This window comes from Methylobacterium isbiliense (assembly GCF_022179325.1).
GTDB lineage: Bacteria > Pseudomonadota > Alphaproteobacteria > Rhizobiales > Beijerinckiaceae > Methylobacterium > Methylobacterium isbiliense.
In genome coordinates this window covers 19,249-35,586 of the sequence record NZ_BPQQ01000022.1, presented here as the reverse complement: position 1 = coordinate 35,586, position 16,338 = coordinate 19,249, and the positions used below count along the sequence as shown (strand labels likewise).

20 protein-coding genes and 1 tRNA gene are annotated in these 16,338 nt (G+C 69.8%); 10 read left to right on the top strand and 11 right to left on the bottom strand.

What is annotated here, in order from left to right:
• The first annotated feature begins 411 nt into the window (after positions 1-411).
• Genes MFF61_RS09690 through MFF61_RS09680 form a run of 3 tightly spaced genes read left to right on the top strand, consistent with a single transcriptional unit; the run spans position 412 to position 1,156 of the window.
• Entirely contained in the window at positions 412-618 is a 207-nt protein-coding gene (locus MFF61_RS09690) for a hypothetical protein (protein WP_238234894.1), read from the top strand.
• Positions 615-971 carry a hypothetical protein gene (locus MFF61_RS09685; protein ID WP_238234893.1) on the top strand — a complete coding sequence of 119 codons (357 nt, stop codon included), beginning with the start codon at positions 615-617 and terminating at the stop codon, positions 969-971. The genes MFF61_RS09690 and MFF61_RS09685 overlap by 4 nt, the downstream gene beginning before the upstream one ends.
• The gene (locus MFF61_RS09680; protein ID WP_238234892.1) at positions 956-1,156 is read left to right on the top strand and encodes a hypothetical protein; all 201 of its coding nucleotides are present in this window, start codon (positions 956-958) and stop codon (positions 1,154-1,156) included. The genes MFF61_RS09685 and MFF61_RS09680 overlap by 16 nt, the downstream gene beginning before the upstream one ends.
• Before the next feature lie 21 nt (positions 1,157-1,177).
• Here the strand turns inward: MFF61_RS09680 and MFF61_RS09675 are convergent, their stop codons facing one another.
• From MFF61_RS09675 to MFF61_RS09655, 7 genes are all read right to left on the bottom strand, one after another.
• Positions 1,178-1,537 (bottom strand): hypothetical protein, encoded by a 360-nt coding sequence (locus tag MFF61_RS09675; protein WP_238234891.1) that lies wholly within the window; start codon positions 1,535-1,537, stop codon positions 1,178-1,180.
• Complete coding sequence (locus MFF61_RS09670) at positions 1,534-1,788, bottom strand: hypothetical protein (RefSeq protein ID WP_238234890.1); 255 nt, start codon at positions 1,786-1,788, stop codon at positions 1,534-1,536. The genes MFF61_RS09675 and MFF61_RS09670 overlap by 4 nt, the downstream gene beginning before the upstream one ends.
• A complete protein-coding gene (locus MFF61_RS33850) occupies positions 1,781-1,906 on the bottom strand; it encodes a hypothetical protein (protein ID WP_283205985.1) in 126 nt (41 codons plus the stop codon). Before MFF61_RS33850 ends, MFF61_RS09670 begins: the two co-directional genes overlap by 8 nt.
• A gap of 130 nt (positions 1,907-2,036) precedes the next feature.
• Positions 2,037-2,357 carry a hypothetical protein gene (locus tag MFF61_RS09665; protein ID WP_238234889.1) on the bottom strand — a complete coding sequence of 107 codons (321 nt, stop codon included), beginning with the start codon at positions 2,355-2,357 and terminating at the stop codon, positions 2,037-2,039.
• Positions 2,358-2,869: 512 nt separating this feature from the next.
• A tRNA-Pro gene (locus MFF61_RS09660) sits at positions 2,870-2,947 on the bottom strand.
• A 1,394-nt stretch (positions 2,948-4,341) separates the two neighbouring features.
• A complete protein-coding gene (locus MFF61_RS33845; RefSeq protein WP_283205984.1) occupies positions 4,342-4,476 on the bottom strand; it encodes a hypothetical protein in 135 nt (44 codons plus the stop codon).
• 1,040 nt (positions 4,477-5,516) lie between these two features.
• Entirely contained in the window at positions 5,517-5,705 is a 189-nt protein-coding gene (locus MFF61_RS09655; RefSeq protein WP_238234888.1) for a hypothetical protein, read from the bottom strand.
• Positions 5,706-5,946: 241 nt separating this feature from the next.
• Between MFF61_RS09655 and MFF61_RS09650 the strand changes: the two genes are divergently transcribed.
• The gene (locus MFF61_RS09650) at positions 5,947-6,384 is read left to right on the top strand and encodes a Ros/MucR family transcriptional regulator (RefSeq protein ID WP_238234887.1); all 438 of its coding nucleotides are present in this window, start codon (positions 5,947-5,949) and stop codon (positions 6,382-6,384) included.
• 250 nt (positions 6,385-6,634) lie between these two features.
• Positions 6,635-7,123 (top strand): glutathione peroxidase, encoded by a 489-nt coding sequence (locus MFF61_RS09645; protein WP_238234886.1) that lies wholly within the window; start codon positions 6,635-6,637, stop codon positions 7,121-7,123.
• Here MFF61_RS09645 and MFF61_RS09640 read toward each other — a convergent pair.
• On the bottom strand, positions 7,098-7,352 hold the full coding sequence (locus MFF61_RS09640; protein WP_238234885.1) for a glycoside hydrolase family protein: 255 nt from the start codon (positions 7,350-7,352) through the stop codon (positions 7,098-7,100). The two genes, MFF61_RS09645 and MFF61_RS09640, sit on opposite strands and share 26 nt — an antisense overlap.
• 625 nt (positions 7,353-7,977) lie before the next feature.
• On the opposite strand from MFF61_RS09640, the gene MFF61_RS09635 reads away from it, so the two are divergent.
• Positions 7,978-8,220, top strand: coding sequence for a hypothetical protein (locus tag MFF61_RS09635; RefSeq protein ID WP_238234884.1), 243 nt, complete (start codon positions 7,978-7,980; stop codon positions 8,218-8,220).
• 260 nt (positions 8,221-8,480) lie between these two features.
• Positions 8,481-9,020, top strand: coding sequence for a PAS domain-containing protein (locus MFF61_RS09630; protein ID WP_283205983.1), 540 nt, complete (start codon positions 8,481-8,483; stop codon positions 9,018-9,020).
• Between the two features lie 199 nt (positions 9,021-9,219).
• Here the strand turns inward: MFF61_RS09630 and MFF61_RS09625 are convergent, their stop codons facing one another.
• Both MFF61_RS09625 and MFF61_RS09620 read right to left on the bottom strand, forming a co-directional pair.
• Entirely contained in the window at positions 9,220-9,702 is a 483-nt protein-coding gene (locus MFF61_RS09625) for a peroxiredoxin (protein WP_238234882.1), read from the bottom strand.
• A gap of 94 nt (positions 9,703-9,796) precedes the next feature.
• The gene (locus MFF61_RS09620) at positions 9,797-10,666 is read right to left on the bottom strand and encodes a protein-disulfide reductase DsbD domain-containing protein (protein WP_238234881.1); all 870 of its coding nucleotides are present in this window, start codon (positions 10,664-10,666) and stop codon (positions 9,797-9,799) included.
• Positions 10,667-10,914: 248 nt separating this feature from the next.
• Here MFF61_RS09620 and MFF61_RS09615 point away from each other — a divergent pair, with 248 nt between their 5' ends.
• Positions 10,915-11,547: a YqgE/AlgH family protein gene (locus MFF61_RS09615; RefSeq protein WP_238234880.1), complete on the top strand. Its 633-nt coding sequence runs from the start codon at positions 10,915-10,917 to the stop codon at positions 11,545-11,547.
• A 75-nt stretch (positions 11,548-11,622) separates the two neighbouring features.
• Here MFF61_RS09615 and MFF61_RS09610 read toward each other — a convergent pair whose 3' ends face one another.
• Positions 11,623-12,567, bottom strand: coding sequence for a hypothetical protein (locus MFF61_RS09610; RefSeq protein WP_238234879.1), 945 nt, complete (start codon positions 12,565-12,567; stop codon positions 11,623-11,625).
• A 378-nt stretch (positions 12,568-12,945) separates the two neighbouring features.
• Between MFF61_RS09610 and dnaK the strand changes: the two genes are divergently transcribed.
• Positions 12,946-14,862 (top strand): molecular chaperone DnaK, encoded by a 1,917-nt coding sequence (dnaK, locus tag MFF61_RS09605; protein ID WP_238234878.1) that lies wholly within the window; start codon positions 12,946-12,948, stop codon positions 14,860-14,862.
• Between the two features lie 152 nt (positions 14,863-15,014).
• A complete protein-coding gene (gene dnaJ, locus MFF61_RS09600) occupies positions 15,015-16,184 on the top strand; it encodes a molecular chaperone DnaJ (protein WP_238234877.1) in 1,170 nt (389 codons plus the stop codon).
• Positions 16,185-16,338: the final 154 nt, after the last annotated feature.

Here is a 16,338-nt window from a genome sequence, read left to right as displayed (position 1 = left end):
GGCGGATGCAGCCCGGGTGCCACATGTGGCACCCGGTCGAGACAGCGCGCAACACGAAACACCCGCCGCCTTGCCGGGCGCGGGGTGTTCGTGCATCGTGTTCTGTGGAGCCTCGAAACTCCCGTGACGGTCCCTTGCCGGGGATAGCGCCACAGTCACAGAGCGGAAATCCAAGCCTTGCCGGGCTTTGATCCCGCAAATCGACGTGCCCCGCTTAGCTGTAGGGCGCGAACGGCAGCACTATGCCGGGAGTGCCGCGGCTATACAATAGCCTTCGGGTGAAAGCCGTGGCGCACGTTCTCTGTGGCGTGTTTCGAGACTCCCGGTGCCAGTGCCGTGTGCTGGCGTGGATGGCTCTCCGGAGCGATCCCCGGCCCTCGAAAGCCGGTCCCACACAGAGACCGAACCCCGATGACCCTTCACAGCTCAACGCTGCCCCCTGCGGCAGCCGCGCTCCCGTCCGAGCGCGCGGCCTTGCGCGCCCTGCACAAGGCCATCGCGGACCGCATCGAGGCGGACATCGCGCTCCTCGACGCGCTCGACGGCGACCCGGACCTTGAGGACGGCCACGACGCCGAGGACGTCACCCTCGCGATGCGGGGAGGGCTGGCGGCATGACCTCCCAGCACGATCGCCGCGGTTTCCTGCGCGGCTTGGTGACCCTCCCCCTCGTGGGGGGAGGGATCACCCTCATCGGCGCGCCCACGGGCGTGGCCGAGCCCGCCTCGGATTGGCTGCTCCAGAACTACTCGACTTGGATCGAGCGCGAGCGGCGCCGGGTGGCCGAGGTCCTTGGCGCAGGCGGCGCGGTCCAGATCCTGTACGGGCCGGCGAGCGATTGGTTCGATCAGGAACTCGCGACCCCGCCCGAGGAGATCCGCACGCGCGTGGCGACCCGCGCGGCCGTGGTCCTCAGCGCGGTGGGGTGCGACTGGCGCGGGGATTGGAGGAAACCATGGCTCGGGAGCTGACAGAGAGCGGCCCAAGCGGCCTCCAGCGCGGCCGGGGCGGCTCCACGAGCCTCCCCGCCGCTCTCCTGCACGCGTGGCGCCTGAGGCGCGTCCGATGGGCCATGGCGGCGCTCAGGCGCCGCCTGGAGGTCTACGAGCGGGCGTACGGGCGGGCGCCGCCGGTGCTGCCGGGCGAGGAGGCCTGACCGAGAGCGCCCCGGCCGCCCTCAGGCGGTCCGGGGCGCCTCGTCCGGCCACGGCAGATCCCGCCCGATCACCCGGTACGACGGCGGCAGGCCCACGGCCGTCCCGACCCCCGACGTGCACCGGGCGTAGTAGGCCGCCATGTCCTTCATCACGACCACCTCCCGGGCGCCGCAGCCCGAGCAGCGCAGGTGCAGGGCGATGTCGGGGAAGGGCATGTCGGCTGGAAAGCGATCCGTGCTGATGACCGCGCTGTGCCCGCATTCCCGCGCGTGGCAGAACACGGCTGCGGTGGTCTCGCCTTGCTCCCGCAGGCTGCCGATCGTGGGCGGGGCGATCTCCCGGCCCTCGCGGTCGTAGGCGCGGCGGGGGTTGCGCTTCATCCTGCCTTCGCCAGCAGGATCGCGGTGCGCACCGCCATCCGCCGCTGCGCCTCGGGCGCGCCCTCGCGTGCCAGGATCTCGGTCGCGTAGGGACTCTCGAGCACGGCCGCACCGATGTCGAGCCTGACGCCCTCCGCGATCTCGCTCTGGCCGGGTGTCGGGTCGGCGAGGTAGCCGGCGACGGCTGCGGTCAGGTCGTCGTCGGTGAGGCGCTTGGCCTTGTAGAGGTCGCCGAGGGTCTGATCAGCCACGCCCGAACTCCCACACCGCCACGCCCCGCCCGCGCCCCGGCTTGTCCCTCATGCACCGCCACAGGTGCACCCGCAGGAACTCGGCCGTGAGCTCGCGCACCGGGTAGGCGCAGGGCATCAGCACACCGCTCCAGTCGCCCCGGCGGATGCCGGAGGTCGGGTGTACGCCGAACAGCGTGAGCGTGTCCCAGCCGAGCCGGTCGGCCTCGGTGCCCTAGCTCGCCCCCGGCCGAGGCCGGCAGTGCTCCTCAGACAGGCTTCGGCCGCGGCTTGCGCCCCGGCCTTGATGTCCAGGCCTCCACGTTCTCCACGACCACACGCCGGGCCGGCAGATCCGCAGGCAGGCGATACATCCGATCATAGTAGTCACGGACGGCCGGCGCATACCGCCGCTTGTAGGCGTGCGTGCGGGGCGGGAAGCCGTTGGCTTCGAGAGCGCCTACGCTGGCGCACCATTCACGGATCCGGTCCGGGTCCGGCCCGACCACGGCTTCGGCAATCTCGGCATCATCGGGGAAGAGGGGCAGGTCGTCGAAGGTGAGGCGCCCCTCCGGGCGGCGGCGCGGCATGGCTCGGGCTCCTGGTTCCTGCCGTCTACGGCAAGCGAAGGCACCGTGCGAGCATAGGCGACGAGACCGCCGGCGGAGGAGCGAGCGGCCGCCCCAGGCGGGCCGCTCGCAATCGCCTACACGCCCCAGCAGGAGCCTCAGGACGGCAGCCACACGAGCCGAAGTGAAGAGAGGGCGGGCCACGTCACGGAAGGTCGCCACCGGTCATTTTCTGGCGCCGCAGGGCGTCCTGCTGCTGGCAACTCGCGCTGGAAGGTCGCGGAGCATCTCAGAAGGTCGGATCAGCATGTCGCAGGGCCGAGCCGCTACGGAGTGCCGATTCGCTGGCCCACGCCATCCGAGGTCCCGGCGCCTGGCCGACTGATTTGAACCCCAAGGAGCCGCTGGGGTGCGGCATCTTGGTCCCGGAGGCACCCACGAACATGCACCCCAGGTGAACCCCAGACCCCAGAAACGACGAAGGCGGCCCTAAGGCCGCCTGTCGTAAGTATCTGTCATTTCAGAGATTTTAATGGTCGGAGCGGCGGGATTCGAACCCACGACCCCTAGTCCCCCAGACTAGTGCGCTAACCGGGCTGCGCTACGCTCCGACGCCTCAAGAGGCTTGGGGCTCATAGCTTTCCGGCCTGGGCTGCGCAACCCCTTTCCGACCTCAGCTGCAACGAACCGCGAACCGGGGGCGCCGTCCGGCACCGGGAGTCCCGCGCCAATCCCCACGGACCATGCCGCCGTCGTTCCGGCCGCTGCCCATGCGGGTTGGGCGCTCTCCCCGGGGTGCAGCCCGACGCGGCGTCCCTCGGCGATCGCCACGAGGCTCGGCGCGTCACCGGCGGCGAAGCGATGCAGCCGTCACGGCCGCTCTCCCAGACCCAAGCCATCGGGAGATCGCAGACGGCATCGAACCCTGATAGCGTCGTGGTCGTGCGCGCGGCCCGTACGCGACCGAGATCCTGGCGCGGAAGGGTGCACCCGACGCGCGGCGGCGCGCGGCCACCCGAACAACCATCCTCCCGGCAAGCCCCATCAGAGACGACAGCTAACACAGGAGCTGCTTTCGCCCCGCTTTGCATGCCCGTACAACGGCGTTCTTGGCTGCGTGACCGCTGGGCACAACGATTCCGCTCGGACTGTCGGTATTACATACCAAACCACCATCACCACCAAGGCGCCGCGAAGCACCCGGCGCATTTCCGGTCGCATGTGACGCTTTCTAAACTGCTCCGGCTCGCAGGCTTGTCCACTTTGGTCGATGATTTCGATGTGACCATAGCCAAATCCCGCCCACTTCTGTGCGAGAACGATCGCGCTCGCGGCCCGCGATCGCGTCTGAAACACAGCTCCCCCTGGGGCCTGCGCACGGACCATGTAGGGATGATGTGGCATGCTCATCGCCAATGATCGAAAGCACGCACATAGATTATAGCTATAATATTCATTATGGTATGGTGCAGATGACCTACATCATGTGAGCTAGGCCGCACTACCTGAGCAAAAATTAAGAGGATCTATAGCTCTGTTTCTCGCGAGTTTCTGCTGCACAACCGTAAAGAGTGGCTGTCCGAACGACAATCCTGCTGGCCAGAGCAGAGTGAGGCTCAGGCTGCCACCCTGGCGTTCATCCCGCGACAGCCAAGCCTGGGACGCATGGCTGCACCGCCCGAACGTACGATTGAATTGTGCGCCGCAACGTGGCATACCAAAAACGTGCACGGCCGCGATGACATCGCGACCGTGCCTGCCCTCCTTGGGCGTTTCCTCCCTAGACTTCGGGCCGCTCGCGAGGGCGGCCTTTTCTTTTGTCCGAGCGCCGGACAGCAATCCCCTTCACGGCCACGCTTCACCGCCCCCTGATGCAGGACGATGCACAGAGAGCCACGCGGCGGCACTGGAACCGGGTCTTACGAATGTTCTTCGACGAACCGGCATCCACTTCGTCGGACAATGCTCTAGACTAGTCCGACCGGTCGCGCAGGCTGTCCGGCATCTACAGTCCGAATTCCCGAGCCAGAAGACGATCGATCATCCGCTCCTGCTCCGCTTCCAGGACGGCCGCGAGATGGGCTGCGCTCTCGATCCGAGCGGTCTCGGTCGCATCGTCCTCGTGTGCTTGATCGGCCATGCCGGTCTCCGTTCCACCGTCTCCCGCAATCCGCGTCCGGGCGTCCGCCTGTGAGAACAAAATAGGAACTTAAGGCGTGACCCGCTACCCCTCGCCAGCGAGAATGCCATCGCGGACGCGTCGGCCAGCCGCGACCCCGGCGGACGGCAACCGGAGATGACCAATGGGCTTAAGCGTTGCGCCGCCCGAAACGGCCCCTGAGCCCGAATCGTTTGCAGGGGAGGCGCATCGCGGCCCACCGACCTCAAGCAGGGATCCGAGCGAGAGGCACGCAGGTCGAGCCCCGACATCGCCAAGCACAACTGCGAAGCCGGCTGAGCGGAACGGCCGCCGATCGCCAGTTCTGCCGCCCAACAGCTCTCCGCGTCCAATTGGCTCGTCGGCCGCCGTTCGCGATCCTTGGCTCATCGTGTCATCCTGAACGCCACGCAGGAGAACGCGATGCCTTATGTCGTAAACTGGACCTCGCCTTCCGGCCCAGGCTCGGAGCCGCACGATCTCGGCCTCAGAGCGGCGGAGCGGGCCATGACATTCGTGAGCATGGGAGCATCGAACGTGCACGTGGTGTGCGAAGACGGTCGGGTGTTCCAAGCTCCGTCCGAGATGTCCGCCCTCGTGCAGCATTCCGGGTCCATCGACGCGAACCGAACCTGAGTGCCATGCGACCCCCTCGCCGGGCTCGGATGGGTTGGTTGCTCAAGAGACGCGCGCTCGCGCATGGCCCCGATGAGCGTGCCGAGCGAAGCCGCCGACGGTCTTCTCAGCGATTGATCGCGGCCGGCCCCATCACCCGGCCGGAGTTTCGATCTGTCCTCGGTGCGAGCTGAGCCTCGACGACGACGAGGGCCGACGGCGGCCTCGACCACCCGCAGCCGCCTGTCCGGCATCGGTTCACGATGCCCGGCATCCACGGAGTCGGGCCTGCCGCCGCAAAACCGGGTGATCGGGGGGATGAGCCGCGGCCGGACAGGAGATCGCGGCCCGCCTGTCCGCAGCCCGAGGTGAGGGCGGTGGCCTCGGGTGGCGAGAAAGCGGGCGCCCTACTTGTGCGGCTCGCCCGGTTCGTCCGCCGGTCGGCCCTTGCCGTCGCGCCTTCGCCTGAGACCGATCGCGCTCAGCACGCAGTCGGCCAGTTCCACAACGAAGGCGCAGAGTTCGAGAAGGCCGCCAAGCAGTTCCATGGCCCCTGGATGCAGGCCGGCCGCGCGGCCCGCGGTGCGTGGCGGCACGCGGCCATCCTGCCGGACCCTATGGTCCGATCCGCGCCCCCGCGGCGCGGCTCATCCGCGGCCCGACCTGCAAACGACCGGCTGCATCCGTAGGTTCAGCAAGCCGCCAGGTCGTTGCTCAACTTCTGGTACCAGCTCCGTGATCCCCGGATAACGTGACGAAACCGGGATGATGCTCGATTGCACTATTGACGCCGCCCAGCCGCAAATCCAGAACGCAGTGTCCTCGCAGGATTAACAAATGACCAACACTGCTCCGACCACTCCCGTCGAACTCACGGCCGACATCGTCTCAGCCTACGTATCCAACAACAGCCTGCGGGCCGTGGACCTGCCCGACCTGCTCAAGAGCGTGCATGATGCGCTCAGCTCCCTCGCGAATCCTCCGCCGCCTGCCGGCGAGGAGACGCCCAGGGCAAACCCGGCTCAGATCAGGAAGTCCATCACGCCGGACGCGCTGATCAGCTTCATCGATGGCAGGCCGTACAAGAGCCTGAAGCGGCACCTCACGAGCCAGGGCCTGACACCGGACGATTACCGGGCGAAGTTCGGCCTTCCGCCGACCTACCCGATGGTGGCGGAGAGCTACTCGGCCGCCCGCTCGGAACTCGCGAAGAGCCTCGGGCTCGGCCAGATGCGCCGTGAGCGGGCCTCCGCGAAGGCCGCCGCCGCCAAGTGAGTGCAAGGCCCGTTCCGACGGTCGCGAGACGGGGCGTCCAGGCGTCCCTTGTCCCTTCGGCCCGGCCGGGTCCGTCGGTGTCCTGCCCGACCAGCGTGGCGCCGACGCGCATGCCCAGCGAGGCCAGTCCCGCTGGCGCGAGTGGCCCGGCAAGCTGACGCCGGTCCATGTTCGGGATCTCCAAAACGGCACGGCAACGCTGCGCTGGCTTCTGACCAAGTGCAGCGTTGCCGTGCTATGGGGGGGGTCGATGACCACGATCTACGACTTCTCGCCTGCGGGCGCCGACGGAATCCCGCACCCCCTCTCTGACTACAGCGACAAGGTCCTGCTCATCGTCAACACGGCCTCTCGCTGCGGCTTCACCCCGCAATACGAGGGATTGGAGACGCTCTGGCGCAAATACCGGTCGGCAGGCTTGGTCGTGCTGGCCTTCCCATGCAACCAGTTCGGCGCGCAGGAGCCCGGAACATCCGACGAGATCGCGCGGTTCTGCACTATGAACTATGCGGTTACTTTTCCCATACTGGCAAAGATCGACGTGAACGGGCCGAAGGCCGAGCCGCTCTACGGCTATCTCAAGCAGGAGCGCCCCGGCCTGTTCGGCAGCCGAGCGATCAAGTGGAACTTCACGAAGTTCCTTGTGGGCCGCAACGGCAGGGTGCTGGCCCGCTATTCGCCCCGGACGACGCCGACCGCTCTGGAGCGCGACGTCACGGCCGCGCTTGGCGGCGGATGACCAGGGCCAACACGTCCGCTACCGGCACCGTGGTGCAGGACGGGAGAAGCGGGGCGCATCCGGCGAGGTCCTCCGCGATGAACGTCCCGGCCCGAGCCTGCGTGATGATCTGCCCGAGCTTCGCCGCCTGGGTGTGGCCGTAGCCGAGCGTCGGCACGCCGACGCTGAGGAGGCAGGCCTTCGGCCGCACACCTTCGCGCGACGTCAGCGCCGCGCTGCCGAGCCGCATCACGATGGCGACCAGCGCAGATCTCCAGATTGCTTTTTGTGCAGGACGTCGGGCGAGAATCGGCTATGTTTTTGAGCAGCCGGCGTGACCAACCCGAGTTCGGCAGCGTTCCGGGACCACGGCGGTAAGCACTTGCGGGCGCGTCAACGCCCGCTCTGCTTAAAGGCCGGCCGGATTGTGTTGACGCACGCTCCGAGCCGGCCTTCGCACGTCAGTAGTTGTTGTCGGAATGCTTGGCAAGAGGCTCAGTAGCCGCGCACGATCTGCGCCCGCTGATTCTCGGCGGCAATCATCAGGATCCGATCCGGTGCAGGATCCGATCGGGTGATGGTGCGGGCGCGTCGGCCTCCACGCTGCCGAGAACCGTCCGCGCGGTGGCGTGAGGGCACTGGCTTGGCGCTCTGGATGTTCCGCCGCGACCGGCCGCTCCCGTCCCGTGCCCCGCCATCGCCCGCACTCCCCACCCGTCGTGTGGTGCCGGGCTTGCGTCGGAAGCGATTCGAGCACGGCACGACCGGAGGACGCTCCGTCGGACGACGTGCGGCATCGCACGCCGACCCGCCCCCTGCCGCTCCATAGTCCCGGCATCGACGCGGCGCCGAGCCGGAACGCCCGGGAGAGGACGATGAACTTCAAGCCCACCTCCGCCGAACTGATCAATTCTGCCGAGCTGATCGCGGAGGTGTCTCACGCCGAACTCTCCCTCGAGGACCTCGACGGGGTGGTGGGCGGTGCGGGCTGGATCGCCGGAACGATCCCGTCACAGACGTCCTTCGGGAGCCAAGCGACGGGCACCGGATCCGGCTCGAATTGGGCGTCGGTGCCGTCCCTGCCGGTCTCCGCCTGGGGCAAGAAGCCCGGTCAGTGACCCCGGGGGGACGACATTCCCGACGACGCGGCCGCTCGTGAGGGCGGCCGTTGCCGTAACGGGCCGGCCCCGGCTCGGATGCCGGACGGCACCATCCGGTCCTGCGCGTGCCGCTGAAGAGAAATCGAAGATCAGCGACAACCCCGTCTCAACCACTGCCGAATGCTCCAGCAGAGGACCGGCCGTGGTCGCGATCGATTGACTTGCACCGCACCGGGATCGGCCTCAGGGTGGCGGTGTGACCTTGGCGGGAGCTGTAGATGCGGGGCCGGAGGGGAGTCGGCCGGACTGCCGGATCGCCGCGTGCCGAGGCCGCGGATCGCGTTGGCGTCTGGGACTGGGCAATCCGCGAGGATCGCCTGTCCGCCGACGAGGTCGTGGCCGAACTGTTCGGCCTTGATCCCGAGGAGGCGGGGGCGGGGATCCCCTTCGAGCGCTGGATGCGCACGGTCCACCCGGACGATCGCGGTCAGATGGGCGTTCACTTGGCGGCGGCGAGCGGCCCGTTCCGGTCGGAGTACCGCACCTGCTCGCGGGACGGCTCCAGGCGCCGCGTCCAGGTGCAGGGCCGGTTCTACCACGACGCGCAGGGACGGCCGGTGCGCTCCTCCGGCACCGTCCTCGACATCACCGAGCGGCCGGGCGATCCGGGGCGCGCCCTCGACGAGGCCGCCGACCATTGCATGGCCGCCCGCCGCGCGGCGGCGCGCATCGACGCGCCGCTCGTCCGTCGCCTCCTCGACATGGCGCTGATCGAGATCGGCCGGGCGCTCGCGCAACAGGAGGGGCCGCGGCACTGATCGCCGCCCTAGATCTTTTCTCCTGTCGCATCAGAACCTTGGCGGGATCGGCTCAACCCGTCTCGGAACGCCGCTCCTCGGACGCGCAGGCTCCGCCATCCGGAGGATCAGGGAGCGGACAGGCGACCGCGTTTCCGCAGGTCCACCAAGCCCTTGTCGGCGATCCTTCGCGGCGCGCCCGAGGATGCGGGCGCCGGCCTCAGAGCGACTTCAGCAGCGCCTCGGCGCTGGAGACCTCGGCCTTCGAGGGGCTGTCCTCGACGTTGAGGGCGCGCACGACGCCGTCATCGACCAGCATGGCATAGCGCTTCGAGCGCACGCCGAGGCCGAACCCGGTCCCGTCCATGTCGAGGCCGATCGCCTTGGCGAAGTCGCCGTTGCCGTCGGCCAGGAACTCGATGCCCTCGGCGCCCGCCTGCTTCGACCACGCGTCGAGCACGAACACGTCGTTGACGGAGGTGACCGCGATGCCGTCGATCCCGCGCCCGAGGATCTCCTGGCGCTTGGCGACGTAGCCCGGCAGGTGGTTGCGGTGGCAGGTGGGGGTGAAGGCGCCCGGCACCGCCACCAGCACGATCCGGCGCCCCTTGAACACGTCGTCGGTGGTCTTGGCGGCGGGACCGTCCGGCGACATCACGCGGAAGGTGGCCTGGGGCAGGTGGTCGCCTACCTGGATCGTCATCGCTGCTCTCCTGATCGGGGGGGCCGTGCCGGCGGTGCCGTCCAGTTCGCGCGGGCCGCCGTCGCGCCGCGTCAGCCGCCCGGGCGGGCGATGCTTAGCGCGGCCATTCCCGGGTGTCGAGGTGGGCCTCCGCCGTCACCGGGCGCATGCCGGGGCTGGACAGGGTCAGGTTCAGGGGCAAGGTGTCCGGGGCGGCGGCCGGGCGCTCCAGCACGGGGATGCGGAACAGCACCGTGCCGGGCGCCTCGGGCCGCGGCCGGGGCGGGGGCATCAGCAGCCAGCCCGGCGGGGCGGAGACGAACAGGTCCGCCTGCTCGCCGTTCGGCACCCGCGCCCGCACCGCGACGAAGAGCTTGCCGGCGAGGCTGGGCGGTTCGGGCACGGCCCCCAGCACCGTGAGCGCGCCCTCGCCGAGCCGCACCGGGCGGGGTGCTGCCGCCACCGCCTCCGCCACCCGGGGGTCCCCCACCGCGGCCGCGTCGGCCGGCAGCGTGATCGAGAGATCCGCCCGGACCGGGATGCAGATGTCGTTGCACACGCCGTAATCGAGGCGCAGCCGCAGGCCCACCGGGCTCGCCGGATCGACCGGGACGACCCGGACCGGCAGCACGACGCGGTCCTCGTAGCCGAAGACCACGTCCCCGGCCTCCTTCATCCGCCGGGGCACCGGCCAGAGCACGTCGAGCGACGCGACGTTGCGGCTGGCCGACCAGTCGATGGCCGGCGGCATGCCGGACTCGCCCGGGTCGCGCCAGAAGGTCTTGAACCCGCGGTCGAGGACGATCTCCAGCCCGGCGTAGCGCACGCCGTCGGCCTGCCCGCCCGGGATCAGCCGGGCGCGGGCATGCAGGCCGGTGGCCCAGGGGGAGGCGGCGTCCGCGGCGCCGGGGGACCCCGCCAGACAGGCGGCGAGGCAAAGGCTGGCAAGGAGGGCGAGGCGCCGCCCGGCAGGAAACAGGATCATGGACCGTCAGCGATTCTTGCCTTCTCGCGCATCCCGACCCGCGCGGCGCCGCGCCCGCGGCCGCCCGGGTCCGTCACGATCGGGTCTGGTACGGGCCGAAGCGTATCAGCAGGAATCGGACCAGGGCGAGAAACGATCGCGTGACCGGCGCCCATGTTCCCGCGCCGCGCGTTCTCCTCCCGCAAGAGAAGGCGCCCGGGGGCGTTTGGAGGATGGACAATATGAGGGCCGGGGGTAGCATGATCCCTATGCGCAGCCGAACCGACCACGACGACGCGACGAGTCCGGGCGGAGCCCCCGCCGCGACCTACCTCGACGGGCAGCTCCTCGTCGCGATGCCCGGCATGGCCGACGAGCGTTTCGCCCGCTCGGTGATCTATCTCTGCGCGCACTCGGCCGAGGGCGCGATGGGGATCATCGTCAACAAGGCGGCGGCGGACCTCAACATGCCGGACCTGCTGGTCCAGCTCGACATCATCGGGCAGGCCGACGCGATCCGCCTGCCGAACCGGGTGGGGCACATGCCGGTGCTGATGGGCGGCCCGGTCGAGTCGAGCCGCGGCTTCGTGCTGCATTCGCCCGACTTCCACATCGACCAGTCGACGCTGCTGATCGACGAGGGCATCTGCCTCACCGCCACGGTCGAGATCCTGCGGGCGATCGCCGCCGGCACCGGCCCGTCGAGCGCCGTGCTGGCGCTCGGCTACGCGGGCTGGCAGGCGGGCCAGCTCGAGAGCGAGATCCAGGCGAACGGCTGGCTGCACTGCCCGGCCGACCCGGAGCTGATCTTCAACGCCGCCCTCGACACCAAGTACGACCGGGCGCTGCGGGCGATCGGGATCGAGCCGGCGATGCTCTCGATGAGCGCGGGCCACGCCTGAGGGCGGATCGCCGCCCCGCCGGGGCGGCCGCCGATCGTGCGCGGCCCGGGGCTCCCGCGTCCCGAGCCGACGGCCTCATTCCGGCCCGGCGGTGTCGAAGCCCGGGTTCATGCCGTCCACGGGCGGGCGGCGGCGCGGCGGGCGGGGCGTTGCGCTCGCGGTCGGAGCCGCGCTCGTGGCGATGCCGAGCCGCGTGGCGAGCGAGAGCGCCCGGGCCTCCGAGAAGCGCAGGTGGCAGTAGCCGTGCACGCCCTCGCGGGCATAGGCGCGGCACATCTGCTCGCGTTCCGAGGAGAAGGCCGCCTGCTCGGCGACGATCGGACGGATGTCCTCGCGCTTCGCGCGCTGGGTGAGGACCTTGTAGTTCTCCCGCACGGCCTTGTCGGCGGAGCCGCGGGCGGAGTCGAATTCCTGGGCGCGGGGCACCAGGGAGGCGGGCCCGGGCCCCCACAACCCCTTGGGCCGCACCGCGCAGTCGGCGGCCTGGAACACGCAGGTGTCCGGTTCCGCGCCCGTCGTCACCAGGACGCTGCCGTCGAGGATCTCCAGGCGCAGCGGGCAGACCGGATCGGACGCGGCCAGCCGCGTGACGCCGTTCGGCCGCCCCTGGTCGGCCAGGGTGAGGGGCGCGCCGCCGGACAGGGACACCCGGCAGGATTCGGTGGGCTGCGAGACCTTGATGCCGGCCAGCGTGATGCGCGCGCTCAGGCCGCCCTGCGCCCGCTCCAGGCGCAGCGACCCGTCGCTGCCGTTCTGCTGCAGGTCCTGCCCGATCACGCTGTCGTCGCTGGGCGCGCGGATCACCACGGGCTTGGGGGGCGCAGGCGGCGCCGGGGCAGGGCGCGGCCCCTCGGGCGGCACGTCGACGGGGGCGCTCGGCGGCGCGGCCCGGGGCGGAGGCTGCCGCGCCCGCCCGATGCCGAACAGCTCCTCGAAGAACGACTGAGCCGAGGCCTGGGTCGACACCTGGGCCGGGACCGCCGCCAGGACGAGAGCGAGGAGGAGGCGGGACGGCTGCATCAGACTCCGAGGGCATCAGCGGGGGCGGAACGCACCGCTTCACTCGTAGCATGCGCCCCGTGGCGCGGACGTGGCAAGGGCGCAACGTTCTCGTGGCGCCTTGGCCATGAGCCTCCGGGCCGCGGGGCGCGCCGCGGCCCTTGCCGGGCGCCGCGGCCCTTGCCGGGCGCCGCGGCTCCGGCCTCGCCTTGCGGGGCCTCGACGGCGTTCTTATATCGCGTCCGGCGCGGGCGCCGCCACAGACCTTCGCTTCCCTCATCCGAATCGAGGTCCGGCCGGATCCCGCTCCGCATCATGATTATCCTCTAGTACCGCCATGGGCCGAGCTGCTTCGGGGCTCGGCGGTCTGCTTAAAAAAACTCAACGAGGGATCCCACCATGGGTAAAGTCATCGGCATCGATCTTGGCACCACGAACAGCTGCGTGGCCGTGATGGAAGGCACGCAGCCCAAGGTCATCGAGAACGCGGAAGGCGCGCGCACCACCCCGTCGATCGTCGCCTTCACGGACGACGGCGAGCGGCTCGTCGGTCAGCCGGCCAAGCGCCAGGCGGTCACGAACCCGTCGCGCACCTTCTTTGCCATCAAGCGTCTGATCGGGCGGACCTACGACGACCCGATGACGCAGAAGGACAAGGGCCTCGTGCCCTACGCCATCACGCGCGGCGGCAACGGCGACGCCTGGGTCGAGGCGGACGGCAAGCAGTACTCGCCCTCCCAGATCTCCGCCTTCACGCTGCAGAAGATGAAGGAGACGGCCGAGTCCTACCTCGGCACGCCGGTCACGCAGGCGGTCATCACGGTCCCGGCCTACTTCAACGACGCCCAGCGCCAGGCCACCAAGGATGCCGGCAAGATCGCCGGCCTCGAGGTGCTGCGCATCATCAACGAGCCGACCGCGGCCGCCCTCGCTTACGGCCTCGACAAGAAGAAGTCCGGCCTGATCGCGGTCTACGACCTCGGCGGCGGCACCTTCGACGTCTCGATCCTGGAGATCGGCGACGGCGTGTTCGAAGTGAAGTCGACGAACGGCGACACGTTCCTGGGCGGCGAGGACTTCGACAACCGGATCGTCGAGTACCTCGCGGCCGAGTTCAAGCGCGAGCAGGGCATCGACCTGACCAAGGACAAGCTCGCCCTCCAGCGCCTCAAGGAGGCGGCCGAGAAGGCCAAGATCGAGCTGTCCGCGGCCACCCAGACCGAGATCAACCTGCCCTACATCACGGCGGACGCGTCCGGGCCCAAGCACCTGGCGCTCAAGCTCAGCCGCGCCAAGTACGAGTCGCTGGTCGACGACCTGGTGCAGCGCACGATCGAGCCGTGCCGCAAGGCGCTCAAGGATGCCGGCGTGTCGGCGGCCGAGATCGACGAGGTGGTGCTGGTCGGCGGCATGACTCGCATGCCGAAGGTCCAGGAGCAGGTGAAGACCTTCTTCGGCAAGGAGCCCCACAAGGGCGTCAACCCGGACGAGGTCGTGGCGATCGGCGCGGCCGTCCAGGCGGGCGTGCTGCAGGGCGACGTCAAGGACGTGCTGCTCCTCGACGTGACCCCGCTCTCGCTCGGCATCGAGACCCTGGGCGGCGTGTTCACCCGGCTCATCGACCGCAACACCACCATCCCGACCAAGAAGTCGCAGGTGTTCTCGACGGCGGAGGACAACCAGAACGCGGTCACCATCCGGGTCTTCCAGGGTGAGCGCGAGATGGCGGCCGACAACAAGCTGCTCGGCCAGTTCGACCTCGTCGGCATCCCGCCGGCCCCGCGCGGCCTGCCCCAGATCGAAGTGACCTTCGACATCGACGCCAACGGCATCGTCAACGTGACGGCCAAGGACAAGGCGACGGGCAAGGAGCACCAGATCCGCATCCAGGCCTCGGGCGGCCTGTCCGATGCCGACATCCAGCGGATGGTGCAGGAGGCCGAGGCCAACGCGGCCGAGGACAAGAAGCGCCGCGAACTCGTCGAGGTGAAGAACCAGGGCGAGAGCCTGATCCACGCCACCGAGAAGTCGGTGAAGGAGTACGGCGACAAGGTCTCGGAGGCCGACAAGGGCGCCATCACCACCGCCATCGACGCGCTGCGCCAGGCGCTCGGGGCCGAGGACGTCGAAACCATCAAGGCGCGCACCACGGACCTGATGCAGGCCTCGATGAAGCTCGGCGAAGCGATGTACGCGGCGAGCCAGGCCGCCGGCCCCGAGGCCGGTCCTCAGGCCGAGGGCCAGCCGAAGAAGGACGACGTCATCGACGCCGACTTCCAGGAGGTCGACGACAAGGACCAGAAGAAGCGGGCCTGATCCGCATTCCGGCGCGGCCGGGGGCTCCCCCGGCCGCGCGCATTTCTTGTATGGCGTAACGAGACGGACCGCACGGTCCCCGGCGCGTGAGGCGGCGGGGACCGTGCGCGCATGTCCGGGGCTTTGGGGCCAGACGGGCTCGGGGACGGGGAATGTCGAAGCGCGACTATTACGAGGTGCTGGGCGTCGCCAAGACGGCGAACGAGGGCGAGCTGAAATCCGCCTTCCGCAAGCTCGCGATGGCCTATCACCCCGACCGCAACCCCGGGGATAAGGACGCCGAGATCAAGTTCAAGGAGGTCAACGAGGCCTACCAGACCCTCTCGGACGGGCAGAAGCGGGCAGCCTACGACCGCTTCGGCCACGCCGCCTTCTCGCAGGGCGGGCCGGGCGGTCCGGGCTTCGGCACCGATTTCGGCGACTTCATGTCGGACATCTTCGACACGTTCTTCGGCGATGCCCGCGGCGGCCCGGGCGCGGGCGCCGGCGCGCGGGCCGGCCGGCCGGGGGGCGGGCGCGAGCGCGGCGCGGATCTGCGCTACAACCTCGAGATCAGCCTCGAAGAGGCGTTCACCGGCAAGACCGAGACCATCCGGCTGCCCACCTCCGTCACCTGCGAGGTCTGCGCGGGGTCCGGCGCCAAGGCCGGCTCGAAGCCGCGCGCCTGCCCGACCTGCGGCGGCTACGGGCGGGTGCGGGCGGCGCAGGGGTTCTTCGCCATCGAGCGGACCTGCCCGAACTGCCAGGGCCGGGGCGAGATCATCGACGATCCCTGCCCGGCCTGCTCGGGCGCCGGGCGCGTGACCCGCGAGCGCACCCTCTCGGTCAACGTGCCGGCGGGGGTCGACGACGGGTTGCGCATCCGGCTTGCGGGCGAGGGGGAATCGGGCCTGCGCGGGGGACCGGCGGGCGACCTCTACATCTTCCTGTCGATCAAGCCGCACCCGTTCTTCCAGCGCGACGGGGCCGACCTGTTCTGCCGCGTCCCGATCTCGATGGTGACGGCGGCGCTCTCGGGCGAGATCACCGTGCCGGTGATCGACGGCTCGCACACCACCGTGCGCATCCCGGCCGGCACCCAGACCAACAAGCAGTTCCGCCTCAAGGGCAAGGGCATGCCGGTGCTGCGCTCGCGCGACGTCGGCGACCTCTACATCCAGGTCTTCGTGGAGACGCCGCAGAACCTCACCAAGCGCCAGCGCGAGCTGCTGCAGGAGTTCGACCAGCACGGCACGGGCGTCGACAACCACCCGGAGAGCGCCGGCTTCTTCAGCCGGGTGAAGGAGTTCTTCGACGGGCTGAGCGGATCGGGCCGGGCCTGATCCCGTGAACCGCACGCCCGCTGCCGCGTTCACGCATGCATCCGCCCAGGTTCCCTCGCCCCGGCTCCCCGGGGCGGCCGGTACCGAGCCGGCTCCAGGCTTGACGGCAGCGCACCTTTGGTCGACAGCCGTCCGTCAGCCGTCCGCGTGATTT

Coding starts and splice junctions, on each gene's coding strand:
- MFF61_RS09690 (WP_238234894.1), top strand. CDS start 412: ATGACCCTTCACAGCTCAACGCTGCCCCCTGCGGCAGCCGCGCTCCCG.
- MFF61_RS09685 (WP_238234893.1), top strand. CDS start 615: ATGACCTCCCAGCACGATCGCCGCGGTTTCCTGCGCGGCTTGGTGACC.
- MFF61_RS09680 (WP_238234892.1), top strand. CDS start 956: ATGGCTCGGGAGCTGACAGAGAGCGGCCCAAGCGGCCTCCAGCGCGGC.
- MFF61_RS09675 (WP_238234891.1), bottom strand. CDS start 1,537: ATGAAGCGCAACCCCCGCCGCGCCTACGACCGCGAGGGCCGGGAGATC.
- MFF61_RS33850 (WP_283205985.1), bottom strand. CDS start 1,906: ATGCCCTGCGCCTACCCGGTGCGCGAGCTCACGGCCGAGTTCCTGCGG.
- MFF61_RS09665 (WP_238234889.1), bottom strand. CDS start 2,357: ATGCCGCGCCGCCGCCCGGAGGGGCGCCTCACCTTCGACGACCTGCCC.
- MFF61_RS33845 (WP_283205984.1), bottom strand. CDS start 4,476: ATGGCCGATCAAGCACACGAGGACGATGCGACCGAGACCGCTCGGATC.
- MFF61_RS09650 (WP_238234887.1), top strand. CDS start 5,947: ATGACCAACACTGCTCCGACCACTCCCGTCGAACTCACGGCCGACATC.
- MFF61_RS09645 (WP_238234886.1), top strand. CDS start 6,635: ATGACCACGATCTACGACTTCTCGCCTGCGGGCGCCGACGGAATCCCG.
- MFF61_RS09640 (WP_238234885.1), bottom strand. CDS start 7,352: ATGCGGCTCGGCAGCGCGGCGCTGACGTCGCGCGAAGGTGTGCGGCCG.
- MFF61_RS09635 (WP_238234884.1), top strand. CDS start 7,978: ATGAACTTCAAGCCCACCTCCGCCGAACTGATCAATTCTGCCGAGCTG.
- MFF61_RS09630 (WP_283205983.1), top strand. CDS start 8,481: ATGCGGGGCCGGAGGGGAGTCGGCCGGACTGCCGGATCGCCGCGTGCC.
- MFF61_RS09625 (WP_238234882.1), bottom strand. CDS start 9,702: ATGACGATCCAGGTAGGCGACCACCTGCCCCAGGCCACCTTCCGCGTG.
- MFF61_RS09620 (WP_238234881.1), bottom strand. CDS start 10,666: ATGATCCTGTTTCCTGCCGGGCGGCGCCTCGCCCTCCTTGCCAGCCTT.
- MFF61_RS09615 (WP_238234880.1), top strand. CDS start 10,915: ATGCGCAGCCGAACCGACCACGACGACGCGACGAGTCCGGGCGGAGCC.
- MFF61_RS09610 (WP_238234879.1), bottom strand. CDS start 12,567: ATGCAGCCGTCCCGCCTCCTCCTCGCTCTCGTCCTGGCGGCGGTCCCG.
- dnaK (WP_238234878.1), top strand. CDS start 12,946: ATGGGTAAAGTCATCGGCATCGATCTTGGCACCACGAACAGCTGCGTG.
- dnaJ (WP_238234877.1), top strand. CDS start 15,015: ATGTCGAAGCGCGACTATTACGAGGTGCTGGGCGTCGCCAAGACGGCG.